The following is a 16,527-nucleotide window of genomic DNA, read 5'->3' on the forward strand; positions in this document are numbered from 1 at the left end:
ACTATACATTCTCGTCTGCATTCAGACGTATTAAATATCGTGGAAAACAGCCAATTCAGCTTCGATGGCAGCTTTGATCTTCTCGACGCATTCTTCCGTCGTTGCCGCGAATACACGTTTACCATTCACCAGTGCATATGGACGCAGCTTGCATAGACCGCAAAGATTCATGCAATCCGCCCGCAGGACAGCGATTTCGGGATACAATTCCTCAAGATGCTCAAGTTCCAAAGCACTCATCAAGTTGCTGTCGCAAATTTCCACAACAACAATCCCCATCCCCATCTTTATCACCACTATTCATTTGACGATTCGTTCATTCATTATGAGGAAAACGCATGAATTTGTCAAATCGATCGTAGGGGTTGATCAATGGATGAGGGATTCCGCACCATCGATATAAATTTCCGTACCGGTAATATGGGAAGCATCATCCGATGCTAGAAAGGCTACGAGCTGGGCAACCTGTGATGGCTGTCCCGGTCCGTCCGCCAACGGCTGGTCTCCCTCCGGATATTCAATCGGAATCGTCACCTCGTCCAGCTCCGGCTTCGCAATGGTGCTCTCATCAATATTCGTTGCAATCGCGCCTGGGCATATGGCGTTCACCCGGATTTTGTAGCGGGCGAGCTCCAGCGCCGCCATCTTCATGAAAGCCACCTGTCCCGCCTTCGTGGTGCTGTATGCGGAGAAACCAAACCCGGTAAATACCCGGTTTCCGTTTATGGAGCTCGTAATGATGATGCTGCCGCCATGATCCTTTAAATAAGGAATCGCGTATTTTACCGTAGCAAACGTTCCTCTCAAGTTCGTGTTAATGGTAGCATCCCATTCATCCAGCTCCATGATCTCGATCGGAGCCTTGGTCCCATTAATACCGGCATTCGCAAATACGATATCAATCTTTCCCCACTGCTCGGCGGCTTGACTGAAGCAATCCTTCAGCGATTCCGCTTTGGAAATATCGCAGTTGCCCGTGAGCACTTCGCCCCCGCCATCTTCTATGGTCTTCTTCACATTCTCTACGCGTTCACGATCGATGTCGATCAACAGGAGTTTAGCTCCTTGCTCTGCCATAAGAAGGGCTGCGGCCCGGCCGATTCCGGAACCAGCACCGGTAACGATGGCTACTTTACCATCCAAACGTTGATTTGTTGTCATTGCCACAACCTCCTCGTTTAAGTTTTCATGATTATAGATAACCCAACGAGTCCTTGTCTGAATCTTGGCAATCCCGGCCTGCCATGCAGCAAGCAGTAATCAACCATACCCCAGCGGTAATGCTAACCTGATACAAAAAAAAGAAATCGCCCCCCGCCTCATGGTAAACCAACTCACCATTCGAGCCGCAAGAACGATCTCTCTGCATTCATTTCCTATGGAGGATCGGGTCTTCCAGGCCTATCGTTGGAATACCGCAGGTTTAACGCATACCGGCTTGGATTGCGAAACCGTATATCCGGTGAAATCAAGCTTGCCGTCTTCCGGATTCACGTTAAACAATACCAGGTTATTCCCGTCCCGATTGGCAACGATGAGGTATTTCCCCCCCGGCATGAGCGTAAAATGACGCGGATGGCCGCCCTCCGTCGAAATATATTGAACCGGACTTAAACGACCGGTATCTTCATGCACGTTAAATACGACAATGCTGTCGTGTCCGCGATTCGATCCGTATACCGTTTTGCCATCTGCGGATACGGCGATTTCGGCACAATAGCTCTCACCGTCAAAATCCGCAGGCAGTGTCGATACCGTTTCCAGCACCTCTAAACGTCCCGCTTCTTGATCGTAGCGAAGCACCGTGACACTCGAATTCAGCTCGTTGATGACATAAGCATAGGCACCGCTTGGATGGAAAGCCAAATGACGGGGTCCTATGCCCGCGTCCAGCTGGGTTTCGCCGTGAAAGCTCAGCTCTTGCTTATTCTCATTTACCGTGTAGGCGAGAATTTTGTCCAATCCCAAGTCCTGTACGAACACATATCGACCATCCGGACTGTAAAACGCCGAGTGCGCTCTGGATTGCTGATCTTCGCGCACTGTCACTAGATCCGCATGTTTCTTCTCATCCAGCAGTTTGCCGGCTTGTCCATTCTCATCGATCGAATGAAGACCTACCAGGCCTCCATGATAACTCGAAACAATCAGATACTTGCTGGATTCATCACGCTGAATGTGGCAAGTGGAACTGCTGACACTGCGGGTACGATTCATTTCGGTCAGTTTGCCTGCCACAGGGTCAATTTCAAAGCTGATGACCTCGGCTGCTTTGCTGCCTTGATCTGCAATTTCGCCGATGGCATACAAACGTCCGTTATCCGGATCGACGTTCAAGAAAGTGGGATTCTTAATGCCGGATACTTCATCAAGCAGCTTCAGTTCGCCGCTGTCCTCGTTAAATTCATAAACACATACCCCGCTTTGATTATCTTCCGCATACGCACCTGTAAATAGCAGTGTACGCTGTGATGGATTCGCCATAAAATCCGATCTCTCCTCTCGTATATCTATCATTTCATGTCCTATGTAGTGATGCTTTCAGTTACCATGTTAACTTCAACCCTGATGAAAATCAAATGACTTGCCGTTTGCAGCCTGTTTGTCTTTTGCCATACCGGGTATGTATGTATTACATTGACTGAAGGAGGTATTCCCATGAAACAACCGAACAGCGAAGAAGTACGCAATCATCAGGACACGGAGAACGACTCCCAGGAACAACGCGACAAGGTGAAGAACCATCAGGATGTGGAGCCTCAGGCTGAGAATTGGAATCCCCGGGATCTTCCCGATCCAGACGATAAAAATCAATCTAAATCCTAATCGGGCAATAAAAGAAAGGCCGCATGGACACTGCCATGCGGCCTTCTTATATAGGTGAGTCTCTTTGCCTTGGATGATTATCCTTCCAGCAGCAGCGACTCCGGATCTTCGAGGAGCTCTTTCACGGTTACCAGGAAGCGAACCGCCTCGGAACCGTCAACGATCCGATGATCGTAAGACAATGCGATGTACATCATCGGACGATTTTCCATGCGTTCAGCATCAATCGCTACCGGGCGAAGCTGGATTTTGTGCATGCCGAGGATACCCACCTGAGGCGTATTCAGGATCGGCGTAGACAACAGCGAGCCGAAGACGCCGCCATTCGTAATCGTAAACGTACCGCCTTGCAGCTCAGACAAGGACAGCGCGTTATTGCGGGCTTTGGCAGCCAGATTGCCGATTTCCTTCTCAATCTCGGCAAAACCAAGACGATCGGCATCGCGAACGACCGGAACGACAAGCCCTTCTTTGGCGGATACCGCAATACCGATATCATAGAATTTCTTCACGACGATATCGTCGCCGTCGATCTCGGCGTTCAGATGCGGGAATCTCTTCAACGCACCCACGACCGCTTTGGTGAAGAAGGACATGAAACCGAGCCCTACGTCATGCTTCTCTTGGAATGCTTGCTTACGACGCTTGCGCACGTCCAGGATCGCGGTCATATCCACCTCATTGAAGGTCGTCAGCATGGCAGCCGTATGCTGCGCTTCGACCAAACGATTCGCAATCGTTTGACGACGGCGGGACATGCGGGTACGTTCAACCGGTTTGCCATACTCGGCAGCAGGTGCTTGTGCTGCCGGTGCAGGCGTTGAAGCTGCCGGCTTGCTAGGCGCCGCAGACGGTTTAGCTTCGTTATGATTCTTCACATCATCATGGTAAATCCGACCGATCGGGTCGCGGCCCTGTACCTGGTCCAGATCAATCCCGCGTTCACGAGCCAGTTTGCGTGCGGATGGCGATGCAGTCAGACCTGCTCCTTCCTCGTTCTGAGCCGGTACCGGAGCTTGTGGTTTCGGTGCTTCTGCGGCGGGTGCCGAAGCAGCTTCCGTTTGCACGGAGGCAGGAGCTTCAGCTGCCTTCGGCGCCGATGCGCTTGCAACGCCTTCCTGCGGAGAAATTTGACCGATCACTTCGCCGATCGTTACGTTCTCCCCTTCTTGACGAAGGATTTTTTCCACAACGCCTTCAGACTCTGCGCTAATTTCAAGATTAACCTTATCCGTTTCTAACTCGAGCAGCACATCACCGATGTTGATGCTATCCCCTTCTTTTACGTGCCATTTGAATATCGTTCCTTCGGTGATGGATTCGCCCATAGCTGGTACAGTAATTTCGCTCACAGCCGCTACCTCCCCAATGAGATCTCTTGATTTATAGTTTTACGATTAAGGGCAAAAGAAATGATGGTCTGTTGCTCATAAGCATGAACATCCTGATATCCGCTAGCAGGGCTCGAACGCTCAGGACGTCCGCTGTAACGGACCTCTGTGCCTTTAGGTGCAATTTCACGAATTCTCGGCTCCATGAAGCTCCAGCCGCCCATGTTCTGAGGCTCTTCCTGAACCCACAAAATCTCTTTCAGGTTCGGATACTTCTGCATCACACGGGAAATTTCTTCTTTAGGGAAAGGATACAGCTGTTCCACACGAAGAATGTGGATCCAGGATTGGTCCTCACCCTTCTGCTTATCCAGTGCGTCTTCCAAGTCGATCGCGATTTTCCCCGAGCACAATACAAGGCGTTCCACCTTCTTAGGTGTTTGACCTAGACCCGGCTGTTCCATTACCTTCTGGAAACCGCCCTCGCTGAACGCGTTCACAGGCGACGCGACACGCGGGTTACGGATCAAGCTCTTCGGAGCCATAACCACCAGCGGCTTGGCATCGTCCGTGTTGGTCAGGGAAGCCTGTTTGCGCAGCAGGTGGAAATATTGGGCGGCCGAAGTCAGATTCGCAACCGTCCAGTTATCCTCGCCGCTCAGCTGGAGGAACCGTTCCAATCTGGCGCTGGAGTGCTCTGGGCCGTTTCCTTCATAGCCGTGAGGAAGCAGCATCACCAAGCTGGACTTCTGTCTCCACTTCGAACGTCCGGCCGTAATGAACTGGTCGATGATCACCTGTGCACAGTTGACGAAATCCCCGTACTGCGCTTCCCAGATCACCAAAGTCTCGGGAGAGTACACATTGTAGCCATATTCAAATCCAACGACCGCAGCTTCGGTCAGCGGGCTGTTGTGGATCGCGAACGATGCCTTGGCTTGCGGCAGCCGGTGCAGCGGGCAGAAGGTTTCTCCGTTTACCGCATCGTGAAGCACCAGGTTTCGATGGGCAAACGTTGCGCGTTCGGCATCCTGTCCCGTGATCCGGATCGGCTTGCCGTCAGCAAGAATCGTAGCGAAGGCCAGCGTTTCGGCATGACCCCAATCCACCTTCTCGCCTTCGTCAAGCGAGTTGCTGCGCCGCTCGAGGATGCGTTGAAGCTTTGGATATACCGTAAAGCCTTCCGGCCACTGCAGGAGCTCGCGGTTAATGCCGCGCAGCACCTCTGCAGACACATTCGTCGCGGCTTCCGTCTTGGATTTGCCGTCCGTAGGGTTCAGTCCAAGCAGAATCTGATCAACCGGATCCTTCGTCTTCACGTTCTCGTAAGAATTCTTCAAGACCTCCACGACGCCGTTCTTCAAACCGTCCACTTGTTCTTGGGTCAGAATGTTTCCATCCACCAGTTTCTTCATATAAATCGCGCTGACGGTTGGATGGTTCTTCACCTTCTGGTAGATCAGCGGCTGGGTCGTTTCCGGATCGTCCGTCTCGTTGTGGCCGTATTTCCGGTAGCCGACAAGGTCGATCAGAATGCTCTTCTTGAACTTGTTGCGGTAATCGCTGGCAAGACGGGCCACTGCGATACACGCTTCCGGATCATCCGCGTTCACGTGGATAATCGGAATCTCATAGCCTTTTGCCAAATCGCTCGCATAATGGGTCGATCTGGAATCCTTGCCTTCCGTCGTGAAGCCGATGCGGTTGTTCACGATGATGTGAATCGATCCGCCCGTACGGAACGCCGGCAATTTATTGAAGTTCAAGGTTTCCGGCACGATGCCTTCGCCAGGGAACGCGGAATCGCCATGAATCTGAATGCTCAGCGCTTTGTTCACATCCTGCTTCGGATAACCCGCTTCGCTGCGATCCTCCTGGGCGGCACGAGCAAAGCCCTCTACTACCGGATTGACGTATTCCAGGTGACTCGGATTGTTCGCAAGCGTGATCCGAACCTGCCGGGCCTCATCCTTCTTCAGGTAACGGTCCGCGCCCAAATGGTACTTTACGTCGCCCGTCCAGCCGTAGTTGATGCCCATGGAGCCTTCGGACGGCACCAAATGTTTATTCGGAGAGTGCATGAACTCCGAGAAAATCTTGCCGTAATCCTTGCCCAGCACATGAGCCAGAACGTTCAAACGTCCCCGGTGCGCCATACCCACGAGAATGGAGTTGACATCCGCTTCGGCCATTTGGCGAACGATCTCGTCGAGCAGCGGCACGAGTGCCTCGTTGCCCTCAACCGAGAAGCGCTTCGCGCCTACGAACGTGCGATGCAGGAATTCCTCGAACTGCTCGGCTTCGAGCAGCTTCTTCAACAATCCCCTGCGCTCTTCAACGCTCATGTCGGACAAGTAGCGGCCTGATTCGGCCTGCTGGTTGAGCCACTTGCGTTCTTCTTCATCGTGGACGTGGCTAAATTCATAGGCAATGGAGCCTGTATATAGTTGCAACAGCCGCTGGATTGCCTCTAAGCCGTTCTTGATATCGCCAGGAGCCTCCTCCCAGACGATCTCTGCAGGCAGGGCGGCCAAATCCGCTTGGCTGAGTTGGTAGCTTTCCGGTTGAAGCAGACGCGTGTCGGCTTCGTTTCCGATTCCAATCGGATCAATGTCTGCGGCCAGATGACCGTAGGTTCTAATGTTCCACACCAGTTTGCCGGCAGCTACCCCTTTTTTCATCAATTGCGGGTCGTAGCTTACACCTTGTCCCTGCGAATCCGCTTTCTTTTCATTGTTTTCCAAAGATGGAGGCGGTCCCCAGCTTGCGAACAGCTCGCGGTATCCTGGCTCCACAGATTGCGGGTCTTGCAAAAACTTCTCATACTGATCTTGAATGTACCCCAAGTTCGGACCGTGATATTTCTGCCATGGTCCCTCTGTCATTCTGTCAAGGGTCTTCATCGCTGACTCCCTCCGTCAGATTATTTTGATTGCTCAAGGACGGAATTTCTAATTTTACATTTTGCATACTACATTTTACATTAAATAAACGTTTTCTTACGATTACATTATAATACACTTGGCCTCAATACCGAAAATACCCTTTATATATAATAATGATCTCAGAAACAGATGAATTTGCGTCAATTTTTTGACGATTTGTCCGCACGTTCACCAGTTCCCTGTATGGGGTTCCATTTAAACCCATTTATTCGGAAAAAATATCCTCTTCCAGCCAGTCCATCTGCCGCAGCGGCTCGGGGCCGGTGTCCATCCCCAGCAGTTGAAGAAGCTGTTTGGCGTTGTCGGAAGCATCGCCTCCCGAATTGTTGTTGAAGATAATCCAGCACTGCTTCGCTTTCTTTAGCAATTGCTCTATCCATCCTCTCAGCTGTTCCAATTCTTCCGGACTGTAACGGTACAAATACCGGACCTCTCGCCAGTTGGGCTGACCGCTGGAATGCCACCCATCGGCGTTTCGTCCGTGCATCCGGATCATCACGGCCTCCGTGCCCGATGTCTCAAGCACGACCGGCACCGATCCGATACCGGCTTGCGGCTCGTCGGCTATGCTGTGGATCCAACCCTCGCTCCGCATAAATTCGAGGGTCTTCTCGCGAAACTCCGGCGCATACCAGCTCTGATGGCGAAACTCCAAGGCAACCGGAACGTCCTTCATCCATTCCCGCGTACGCTTCAGCGTGTCCACATGCTTGCGTTCGCAACCAAACCATGGCGGGTATTGGAAAAGCACGGCCCTTAATTTGTCCGCCGCTCGCAATTCTTCGACCGATGCAAGCAAATGATCGAACATCGCTTTTACGCTGGGGTATCTGTCCTTGCCCTGTCCGCGGGCATGTCCTGTCATGCCCTGATAGGCCTTTACAATAAAACCGAAATGCTCCGGGACGGCTGCCGCCCATTTTGTCATTTGTTCCGGCGAGGGTATGGCATAGAACGAATTGTCCATCTCCACGATGGGAAAATGCCTGCTGTACATTTCCAGTTTATCAGCAGGCCTTGCCCCTTCGTCATACAGCTTGTCATGATCTCCCCACCCGGACAAACCTACCTGAATCACATCTTTTTGTTTATCTTCCTTTGACATAACAATCCTCTCATCCACATGATTTACCATATCGGGGACTTCTATTAATTAACCTGATCCGGGTGATTTCAAAAGCAGGCAGCCCCATACTGATTTTACCAATGCCTTGATTTCGTTCACTTCCGATCATAAAAAACATGATGGGCTTCCAGGTTTCCGTCCAGGATCTCGATCCTTCCATGCGAATAACGGGACTGCCGCCTTTTATCCGTAGCGGAACCGGGATTGAACAGCAGGACCCCCTGTACATCTTCTTTAAAGGGGATATGGGAGTGGCCGAACAAGATGCAGTCCACCTCCGTATCTGCAAAAGCTTTTCTGGCTCGGGATGGCGTCGTTCCGCCTTGACCGTGTCCATGCACAATCCCGATGCGCTTGCCTTCGATTTCAACCAGTCTTTTATATCCAAAGCGTTCCACGATCCGCGCGTCATCCACATTCCCGGCCACGCCCTCCACGGGAGCATATTGACTTAACTGCTCGTAGAGCTCCCAATCGGACCAGTCTCCGGCATGAAGAATAAGCTCCGATTGCCGTAAATCTTCAAGCAGCGGGTCTGGCAGTTCCTTCGCCTTTTTGGGCATATGGGTGTCTGACAATACCGTAATCCGATATGGGCGACTCATTGGGATGCACCTCTTCTTATGGTTATGTAATGCTGTAATACCAGCCATCTGACATTCATCTATATCCTACCAAATAAACGAAATCAAATAAAACCGCGCAGGGAGCTGCGCGGTTTTTCATGTCTTTTTTAAGGCAGAAAAAATTCCCAATCCAGTTTTAGTTTGTCCGCCTTCCGAATACAATGTACGAGCAAGCAGGTACAAGCTGTGTTATCCATGTTCCAGACGAGAGGTGGAAGTTGATGAGTATTCTAATTAGCTACATGATCCTTGGCCTTTCCCTATCAGCCCCCGTTGGTCCGATTAATGCGGCGCAGCTTGATAAGGGGATCAAGAAAGGGTTCTGGCATGCTTGGCTGTTCGGCATTGGTGCGGTCCTTGCGGATATCCTGTATATGGTCCTCGTCTATCTCGGCGTTGTTCATTTTCTGAATACGCCGTTCATGCAGACATTCCTCTGGCTGTTCGGCGCTTTTGTCCTTATCTATTCCGGGCTGGAAAGCATCCTGAACGCCAATAAAGTGACGATCAGTCAAGAAAAAAGCGATGATTCGTTATGGAAAAGCATGCTCTCCGGGTTTCTCATGTCCGTCTCGAATCCGATGACGATTCTGTTCTGGCTCGGCATCTACGGATCCATCCTGGTCAAAACGGCTGCGGACGAAGGGTCCGGGAACCTGTTTCTCTACAGCGTTGCCGTCATCGCCGGGGTCGTGCTGTGGGATTTGTTCATGGCCGCGCTCGGCAGCGTATTCCGCCGATATTTAAACGAGCGGGCGCTTTCTCTCATTTCGGTGCTTTCCGGGATCTCGCTAATCGTGTTTGGTGTTTATTTCGGAATTCGAGCTCTGGCATTGCTTTATCCGCTCGTATTCTAACGGGCCGGTTTGGGGCTAAGCTTGCGCTTTTCCCTCTCCATCGCGCGGCCCTGACCGGATTTCTTCCACACGGAGCGCATGCATAATACGACCAGTCCGATTAACAATATGAACCCGAGACTGATCCAGAGTCCCGGCCGACTCGTCGGGTGCAGGGCGGTTCCGCTGACGGCAGCCGCTATGAGTATCATTCCGATGTATCTTTTGACCTTGCCCCATCCTGTAAGCTCCATCAGCCGGCCTGCCGATATCAGGATAAAAAACCAGTTATACAGCAGCATAAGGCCTGCCGCAGTTGTCAGATACTCGTAAATCTTGCCGGGCATGAGCAGAGACAGCACGATGGATACAATCAACCCGGCGGCGGTAAGGGAAAGCGAGAAGATGGGCGTATCCCGCTTAAACATTTTTCTGGAAAACAGCTTGGGCGCATCCTTATCCTCGGACAACGTGACCAGCATCGTGGTTACGGCATACAGCGAGGCAACCATCGTCGAGAAGCCGGCAATGATTAAGACCGCATTGAATAGATGGGGGATAAAAGGCAGTTGATACGAGTTAAGCGCTACAACGAAGGGGCTTTTCGTCGTGGAGAAGCGATTCCAGGCTACCATCATGACGGCCATCCCAATAGACAGCACATATACGATGGACAGCAGGAGAATCATCACCTTGCCCGATTTCGGCGCTTCCTTCGGATTCTTCAAGCGGACGGCCATGACTCCCATGACTTCAATTCCGCCGAAAGCATAAAACGCAAAGATCAAGGACGACCACACGCCTTTTCCGCCCGTCGGAAATAAGGCGTTCATGCTGCCCGGAACATGGGGCTTAGTCCCGCCTTTCAACCATCCCATCCAAGCGGCGGCGGCAATGACAAGAAACATGACGATGGCAGCAACCTTAATAACAGCCAGCACATTCTCCAGGCGGTCGAAGCCCTTGGTGCCGATCCATATGACAAAAAGCCCCAGTACGGCATAACCTGATGCGAATATCCACATTGGAACGCCAGGAAACCAAAAACGGGAGAAAATCGCCAGCGCCGTCATCTGGCTTCCCATGATCAATACTTCGGAGCACCAGTACATCCACCCTGTTGAGAAGCCTGCCCACCGGCCGTAGGCTTTTTTGGCGTAGGTTCGGAACGAGCCTTTTTGCGGATCCTCCGCCGTCATTCGCGCCAGCACATCAAACACGAAGTAGGTGGCCGTCGCCGCCAATATAATAGAAAGAAGAAAAGCCGGTCCCCCAAGCCGGATACCCAGCGCGGATCCGAGAAAATACCCCGTGCCGATCGTTGATGCGACCCCCAGCAGCGATAGCTGCCACCACTTCAGATTCCCTTTTTCTTTCCCTGCCTCCGTCTTCGCTCCTCTGTTCACGGTTATGTCCTCCGGATATTGTGATGTGTTCGTTCAAAACTTTCCTTATTATGAAGGGATTCTCCGTGATTTATGTACCGTGCCGCCCAGCCTAAAAATGCCTTTAAAGTTCATAAAAAGAAGACGAGCAAAGAGCTTATGCAACCCGAGGCTGGATGCTCTCGCATATTTTGGCTGTTCCCCGAGAAGTATAAACGGAAGAAAGCAGAATTGGGGGATCACACATGTCATTAGCTCGCATTCCAACGAATCAGGCATTTATGATTATGATGCTCACGGCAGGTTTGACCAATCATGTCATGATCATCCCTGTGCTTCTGGAGAAGTCCGGACGGGATGCCTGGATCACCATTCTAGTGTCAGCCGTGTTATTTATGCCCTGGGTTCTGCTAGTTTACGGAATCATCAAAAAAGTCGGCCCCCGTTCGATCAAGCAAGCGTTGGACGAGAGCAGCGGCAAAGCGGCTCGCATGCTTGCAATGGGCATGTCCGGCTTGTATTTTTTCGCTTTCGCCTTCTATACCCTAAAGGAAGTCATCGATTGGACGAAATCGACCTATATGGTCCAAACCCCTGTCATTGCAACGGCCTTCGTGCTCATGATGCTGTGCCTTATCAGCATTAACCATGGAATCAAAACCATCGGCGTTGCCGCCGGCATCTTGCTGCCTTGCGTCGTCTTGCTTGGCATATTCGTGTCCGTGTCCAACCTGAAAGTAAAAAACTACAGCTACTTGCTGCCTGTCCTTGAGGAAGGCTTCATGCCGGTGCTCAGCGGAATCCCGACCATGTTAGGGGGGCTTGCCCAATTTATCCTGATCTTGTTTCTGCGGCCTCACCTGCAGAAAAAGCCCGGTTTCTTGACGATCCTGCTCATCCATCTGGTTCTCATACTCCTCACGTTTGGACCCACGATCGGCGGCATTGCCGAATTTGGTCCGGAAGAAATGAAGCTTCAGCGATATCCCGCCTATGAACAATGGCGTCTCGTGAAGCTGGGCAAATTCGTGGAGCACGTCGATTTTTTATCCATCTTCCAGTGGCTTAGCGGGGCTTATATCTCCATTTCGATTTCGATTTTTTTGCTCTGCGAAACCCTTCTTCCCAAGTCCAGACAGAGCGTTGGCGTATTAGCCGCCACCACGCTGCTCATCATACTGTGCGCCTCACCGATCAGCAATTTGAAAATGTATTATGCCATGGCCGACTATTTCTTGCCCGCATCCGCCGTTTATATCACCATCCTAAGCCTCCTGTTATTCTTCCTGATCCGCAAACCGAATCAGCAGGAGCCGCAGGATGCCAGTTCCACGAAAGGAGATACGCCGCAATGAACATGACCGAACAGCAGCTGCGCGATCGTTATGCCGATTCCGATGACGTCTATATAACGTCCTACCCGGGAATGGATGAAGAGCCTTGGGCGATTATGGTTTACAGCCCGATGATGTGCGATTCGAAAGTGTTGTCCGAGGTCTTTTTGCCTGTCATCAGCAAGGAATGGAATACTTCCGTTTCGCAAAAGCATCCGTTTGACCCGACCAGCCTTGAATATTATCTTACGCTGGATGTCGCCGATGCCGATTTGGAGTCCGTCGATGACATTGTTTATTCCGGCTACGTTGCCTTGTATTTTCCCAAGGACGATAAGCTGTATTCGTACAGCGCCGGCAAAACCATCGGCCGAACGCCGGAAGAAAGCGCCACGGAAACCTCGGTCAAAGGACCTCGCGACGGGTTTGTCGAGGAATTGGATATCAATGTAGCACTTATCCGCAAAAGGCTGAAATCACCGGGACTTGTCTATTCCTCCTTTAAGCTTGGAGACAAAAGCAAAACCACCGTCGGCATCATGTATTTAAAGGACAAGGTCATACCGGAGACCGTCACGGCCATCGTGGACAAGCTAAACCATTACGCCGGGGATCCTCCCGTAGGGATCGGCGAGCTTGCGGAGCATCTGACTCCGTACAGGTTCAGCGTGCTTCCCATGTTTGACTACACGGGGCGGACGGATCTGGCATACGACTCTCTGACTCGCGGCCGTTTGGTCATTATTATGCAGGGAAGTCCCGTCCTATTGATCGCGCCTGCGAGCTTCATGCAATTGTTGTTCGCTGCCGAAGACCCCCAAATGCCGTTCTATTTCGTGATGCCCTGGAGAATTCTGAGAATGTTCGGGTTCCTGATTTCCATTTTCCTTCCCGGCTTCTATATAACGCTATTAGCCTTTCACCAGGATCAAATCCCTTTTCCGCTGCTGGCAACGGTTGCGAATACCAGGCTCGGCCTTCCGATCCCGACCGGGTTTGAGATGCTGATCATTCTGTTTCTCCTCACTCTGCTGCGGGAAGCCGGCATGCAGATGCCTTCTCCGATCGCGTCAACCATTACGGTGGTTTCCGGTATCATTATCGGCGACGCAGCTATTCGGGGCGGTTTTTTCTCCCCGACGATGACCGTCATCGGCGCCCTATCCTTTGTGGCGGGGTCTACCCATTCCAATCAGGATTTTGTTGTCAGCCAAACGATCTTGCGTTTCTTTGTCCTTACCCTGTCCTCGATGTTCGGGTTATTCGGTTTCTTCATATCGGTCTTCATGATCGTTCAATATGCAGCAAACCATAATCCGTTCGGGCAGCCGTACCTTGCCCCCTTCTCGCCCTTCTCCATATCCAAAATCCTGGGCAATCTCTTGCGATTTCCGGGGAAACGGAAAAAGGGCGGCGCGTTATGAAGCGGGTATGGATACTTGTATGCCTAGCGTCTCTGCTGCTCTCAGGCTGCTGGGACAACAATGAAGTCCAGGATATCAACTATATCACGGCGCTCGGCGTGGATTACAAAGACGAGAAATATATCATCTATGTGCAGATGCTTGACTTTGCCACGATTGCCAAACAAGAATCCAACAAACAGACGGAGAAAGCGCCTATCTGGGTTGGCCGAGGTACCGGTACCACGTTGACTGAAGCCCTCGTTGATCTGTACACGTCGAGTCAGCAGCGGGTCTCCTGGGGGCATGTGACGGCTTTGGTGCTTTCGGAGGCCGTGTTAAAACCTAAGCAGTTGTCCCAAGTGTTCGACCTGACCAACCGTTCGCAGGAAATCCGGTATACGAAATGGATATACGGGACCAAGGATAAGATGGAGGATCTCTTTACGGTGTCGCCGTTCTTTCAGCTCTCCCCCCTGCACTCGCTGCTTCATGAACCCAGGGAAAGCTATGTCCAATTCTCGTTTATACGTCCGATCCAATTCGTGAACTTTATTCGTCTCTATCGGGAAAAAGCCGCCACCGTTCTACTTCCCTCCCTTCATATTTCGACCCAGAACTGGTCGGAAAATTTGAAGCAGCATCCGATATTGGAAGTGAACGGTGGATTTCTGATCAAGAACAAGGAATTGATGGGCTGGCTCCCACGATCCGATCTGCTGGGGACCCGCTGGTTAGCATCGAATAATACTCACGCTGCCGTCGTCGTTCAGGCGGACGGTGAAGCCGTCGGGAGCATTCGGTTGGAGAAGCCCCAATCTACCATCGAAGTCATCCGGAAGCCAAACGATGCGTCGTATCGAATCAAGCTGAACGTCATAGGGACGGTACAGAATATATACAAGCAGGTGGGGATTAAGGAAATGAAGCGATTAACGGAAGATACCCTGCGTAAGGAATTGCAGAACACCTTTCATAAAGCAGCATTGATCCACGCGGATCCTTATGAGCTATGTCTCCAATTGTACCGAACCGATCCAAAACTATGGAAGAAACTAGTGGAACAGAAAAAGGAAATCTACGACGAAACGCCGCTTGAGCTTGATGTCAATGTCAACATCCGGTATTGGGGACAGCGTAAAAGCCTGAACCGATAATGAACCTATGCAAAAAAAGAGAAACCCTGTGCTTGGAATAGCACAGGGTTTCTCTCGTTAGTAGCAGCTGCCGCCACATTTACATCATTTTTTTGATTTCGTCTTTAATGGATTCGGCCTGCGGTCCGAATACGACCTGGACCGCACCTTGACCCAGACGCATGACGCCCGATGCGCCTAATTTTTTCAACTCCGAATCCTTAACGGCCTTCTCGTCTTTAACGACGAGGCGCAGACGCGTGATACAAGCATCGATGCTGGTAATATTATCCGCGCCGCCGATGTTTTGCAGAACCTTGGCCGCTTTGGATTCATTGGATGCCGCTCCGGATGGAGCCGGGGCAACTGTATCGCCATCGTCAGAAATCGGATCCATGTCGTCGTCATCCTCGCGTCCAGGCGTTTTCAAGTTCAGCTTCACAATGAGGATTCTGAACAGCAGATAGTAAACGACTCCGAAAGCCAAGCCGACCGGCAGGAGCAGCCAAGCATTGGTAGACAGCTTCAGATTCACCAGGTAGTCGATCAGGCCCGCCGAGAACGAGAAGCCCAAATGCACATCCAGGACATACATGATCAATCCGGAAAGACCTGTCAAAATCGCATGAACTACATACAGTACCGGAGCAATGAACATGAACGCGAATTCAAGCGGTTCGGTGATCCCCGTCAGGAACGACGCCACTGCCGAACCGATAAAGATGGAGCCGACGAGCTTGCGTTTGGACGGCTTGGCGGTATGCATAAAGGCCAGCGCCGCAGCCGGCATCGCAAACATCATGATCGGGAAGAAACCGGACATGAACATGCCTGCCGTCGGGTCTCCCGCAAAGAAACGCCACAGGTCGCCGTGAACGACTTCGCCCGCGGCATTCGTGTAATCGCCGATCTGGAACCAGGCGATGGAGTTTAATACGTGATGCAGACCCAGAGGGATCAGCAAGCGGTTAGCCGTACCGAAGATGAACGAACCGATGCCTCCCAGACCGACAACCCAGTTGCCGAAGGCGGAAATGCCATCCTGGATCGGGCTCCAAATCATGCCGATCAGCACTGCCAGCACCATCGTGGAGGCTGCCGTGATGATCGGTACGAAGCGTTTACCCGCAAAGAAGCCCAACCAATCCGGCATCTTAATGTTGTGGAATTTATTATACAGGTAGGCGGACCATAGACCGACAAAGAAACCGCCAAGAACGCCCATATTCAGCTTTACGTCATCCGGTATAAACGGCATTTGCAGCGGCACTTGCGCCAGCACTCTTGTAAGCACCATGTACCCGATAAGAGCGGAGAGACCCGCAACGGCATCCCCGGCGAATCCGATCGCAACGCCGATCGCAAAAATAATCGGCAGATTATCCAGAATGGCAAGGGCGCCGGAAGTCATGAACGGAGTTACATATTGATTCAGAAAAGCTCCGAGAGCTCCCAATGGTATGTCTTTTTGATAGTCGATCAATCCAAGCCCCTGCAAGATACCTGCAGCAGGCAATGTGGCCACCGGCAGCATAAGGGACTTACCCAGCTTTTGCAATTTAGCCAGCATGTCAATCAT

At 51.6% G+C, this 16,527-nt stretch carries 14 protein-coding genes; 5 read left to right on the forward strand and 9 right to left on the reverse strand.

Annotation, left to right across the window (positions count from 1 at the left end; translation table 11 throughout):
• Window positions 1-30 precede the first annotated feature (30 nt).
• The 3 genes from GYMC10_RS19890 to GYMC10_RS19900 all read right to left on the reverse strand — a co-directional run bounded on the left by GYMC10_RS19890 (window position 31) and on the right by GYMC10_RS19900 (window position 2,484).
• The gene (locus GYMC10_RS19890) at window positions 31-279 is read right to left on the reverse strand and encodes a DUF1450 domain-containing protein (protein WP_015736210.1); all 249 of its coding nucleotides are present in this window, start codon (window positions 277-279) and stop codon (window positions 31-33) included.
• Between the two features lie 90 nt (window positions 280-369).
• Window positions 370-1,161, reverse strand: coding sequence for an SDR family oxidoreductase (locus GYMC10_RS19895; protein ID WP_015736211.1), 792 nt, complete (start codon window positions 1,159-1,161; stop codon window positions 370-372).
• A gap of 240 nt (window positions 1,162-1,401) precedes the next feature.
• Window positions 1,402-2,484 carry a lactonase family protein gene (locus GYMC10_RS19900; RefSeq protein WP_015736213.1) on the reverse strand — a complete coding sequence of 361 codons (1,083 nt, stop codon included), beginning with the start codon at window positions 2,482-2,484 and terminating at the stop codon, window positions 1,402-1,404.
• Between the two features lie 174 nt (window positions 2,485-2,658).
• Here GYMC10_RS19900 and GYMC10_RS32595 point away from each other — a divergent pair, with 174 nt between their 5' ends.
• Window positions 2,659-2,826, forward strand: coding sequence for a hypothetical protein (locus GYMC10_RS32595; RefSeq protein WP_015736214.1), 168 nt, complete (start codon window positions 2,659-2,661; stop codon window positions 2,824-2,826).
• Window positions 2,827-2,903: 77 nt separating this feature from the next.
• On the opposite strand, the gene odhB is transcribed toward GYMC10_RS32595, so the two are convergent.
• The 4 genes from odhB to GYMC10_RS19920 all read right to left on the reverse strand — a co-directional run bounded on the left by odhB (window position 2,904) and on the right by GYMC10_RS19920 (window position 8,833).
• Window positions 2,904-4,178 carry a 2-oxoglutarate dehydrogenase complex dihydrolipoyllysine-residue succinyltransferase gene (odhB, locus tag GYMC10_RS19905; RefSeq protein ID WP_015736215.1) on the reverse strand — a complete coding sequence of 425 codons (1,275 nt, stop codon included), beginning with the start codon at window positions 4,176-4,178 and terminating at the stop codon, window positions 2,904-2,906.
• Window positions 4,179-4,183: 5 nt separating this feature from the next.
• Window positions 4,184-7,060, reverse strand: coding sequence for a 2-oxoglutarate dehydrogenase E1 component (locus GYMC10_RS19910; protein ID WP_015736216.1), 2,877 nt, complete (start codon window positions 7,058-7,060; stop codon window positions 4,184-4,186).
• Window positions 7,061-7,307: 247 nt separating this feature from the next.
• Complete coding sequence (locus GYMC10_RS19915; protein WP_015736217.1) at window positions 7,308-8,207, reverse strand: DUF72 domain-containing protein; 900 nt, start codon at window positions 8,205-8,207, stop codon at window positions 7,308-7,310.
• Window positions 8,208-8,323: 116 nt separating this feature from the next.
• Window positions 8,324-8,833, reverse strand: a complete 510-nt coding sequence (locus GYMC10_RS19920) for a metallophosphoesterase family protein (RefSeq protein WP_015736218.1) — start codon at window positions 8,831-8,833, stop codon at window positions 8,324-8,326.
• Between the two features lie 242 nt (window positions 8,834-9,075).
• On the opposite strand from GYMC10_RS19920, the gene GYMC10_RS19925 reads away from it, so the two are divergent.
• Window positions 9,076-9,711 carry a LysE family transporter gene (locus tag GYMC10_RS19925; RefSeq protein ID WP_015736219.1) on the forward strand — a complete coding sequence of 212 codons (636 nt, stop codon included), beginning with the start codon at window positions 9,076-9,078 and terminating at the stop codon, window positions 9,709-9,711.
• Here GYMC10_RS19925 and GYMC10_RS19930 read toward each other — a convergent pair.
• Entirely contained in the window at window positions 9,708-11,096 is a 1,389-nt protein-coding gene (locus GYMC10_RS19930) for an amino acid permease (protein ID WP_015736220.1), read from the reverse strand. The two genes, GYMC10_RS19925 and GYMC10_RS19930, sit on opposite strands and share 4 nt — an antisense overlap.
• 224 nt (window positions 11,097-11,320) lie before the next feature.
• On the opposite strand from GYMC10_RS19930, the gene GYMC10_RS19935 reads away from it, so the two are divergent.
• The 3 genes from GYMC10_RS19935 to GYMC10_RS19945 are packed head-to-tail and all read left to right on the forward strand — an operon-like array spanning window position 11,321 to window position 14,969.
• On the forward strand, window positions 11,321-12,430 hold the full coding sequence (locus tag GYMC10_RS19935; RefSeq protein ID WP_015736221.1) for an endospore germination permease: 1,110 nt from the start codon (window positions 11,321-11,323) through the stop codon (window positions 12,428-12,430).
• Complete coding sequence (locus GYMC10_RS19940; protein ID WP_015736222.1) at window positions 12,427-13,833, forward strand: spore germination protein; 1,407 nt, start codon at window positions 12,427-12,429, stop codon at window positions 13,831-13,833. The genes GYMC10_RS19935 and GYMC10_RS19940 overlap by 4 nt, the downstream gene beginning before the upstream one ends.
• The gene (locus tag GYMC10_RS19945) at window positions 13,830-14,969 is read left to right on the forward strand and encodes a Ger(x)C family spore germination protein (RefSeq protein ID WP_015736223.1); all 1,140 of its coding nucleotides are present in this window, start codon (window positions 13,830-13,832) and stop codon (window positions 14,967-14,969) included. The genes GYMC10_RS19940 and GYMC10_RS19945 overlap by 4 nt, the downstream gene beginning before the upstream one ends.
• A gap of 79 nt (window positions 14,970-15,048) precedes the next feature.
• Here GYMC10_RS19945 and nagE read toward each other — a convergent pair whose 3' ends face one another.
• Window positions 15,049-16,518: an N-acetylglucosamine-specific PTS transporter subunit IIBC gene (gene nagE, locus GYMC10_RS19950; RefSeq protein WP_015736224.1), complete on the reverse strand. Its 1,470-nt coding sequence runs from the start codon at window positions 16,516-16,518 to the stop codon at window positions 15,049-15,051.
• Window positions 16,519-16,527: the final 9 nt, after the last annotated feature.

The sequence above is a fragment of the Paenibacillus sp. Y412MC10 genome, assembly GCF_000024685.1.
In the GTDB taxonomy this organism is placed as follows: Bacteria; Bacillota; Bacilli; order Paenibacillales; family Paenibacillaceae; genus Paenibacillus_AQ; species Paenibacillus_AQ lautus_A.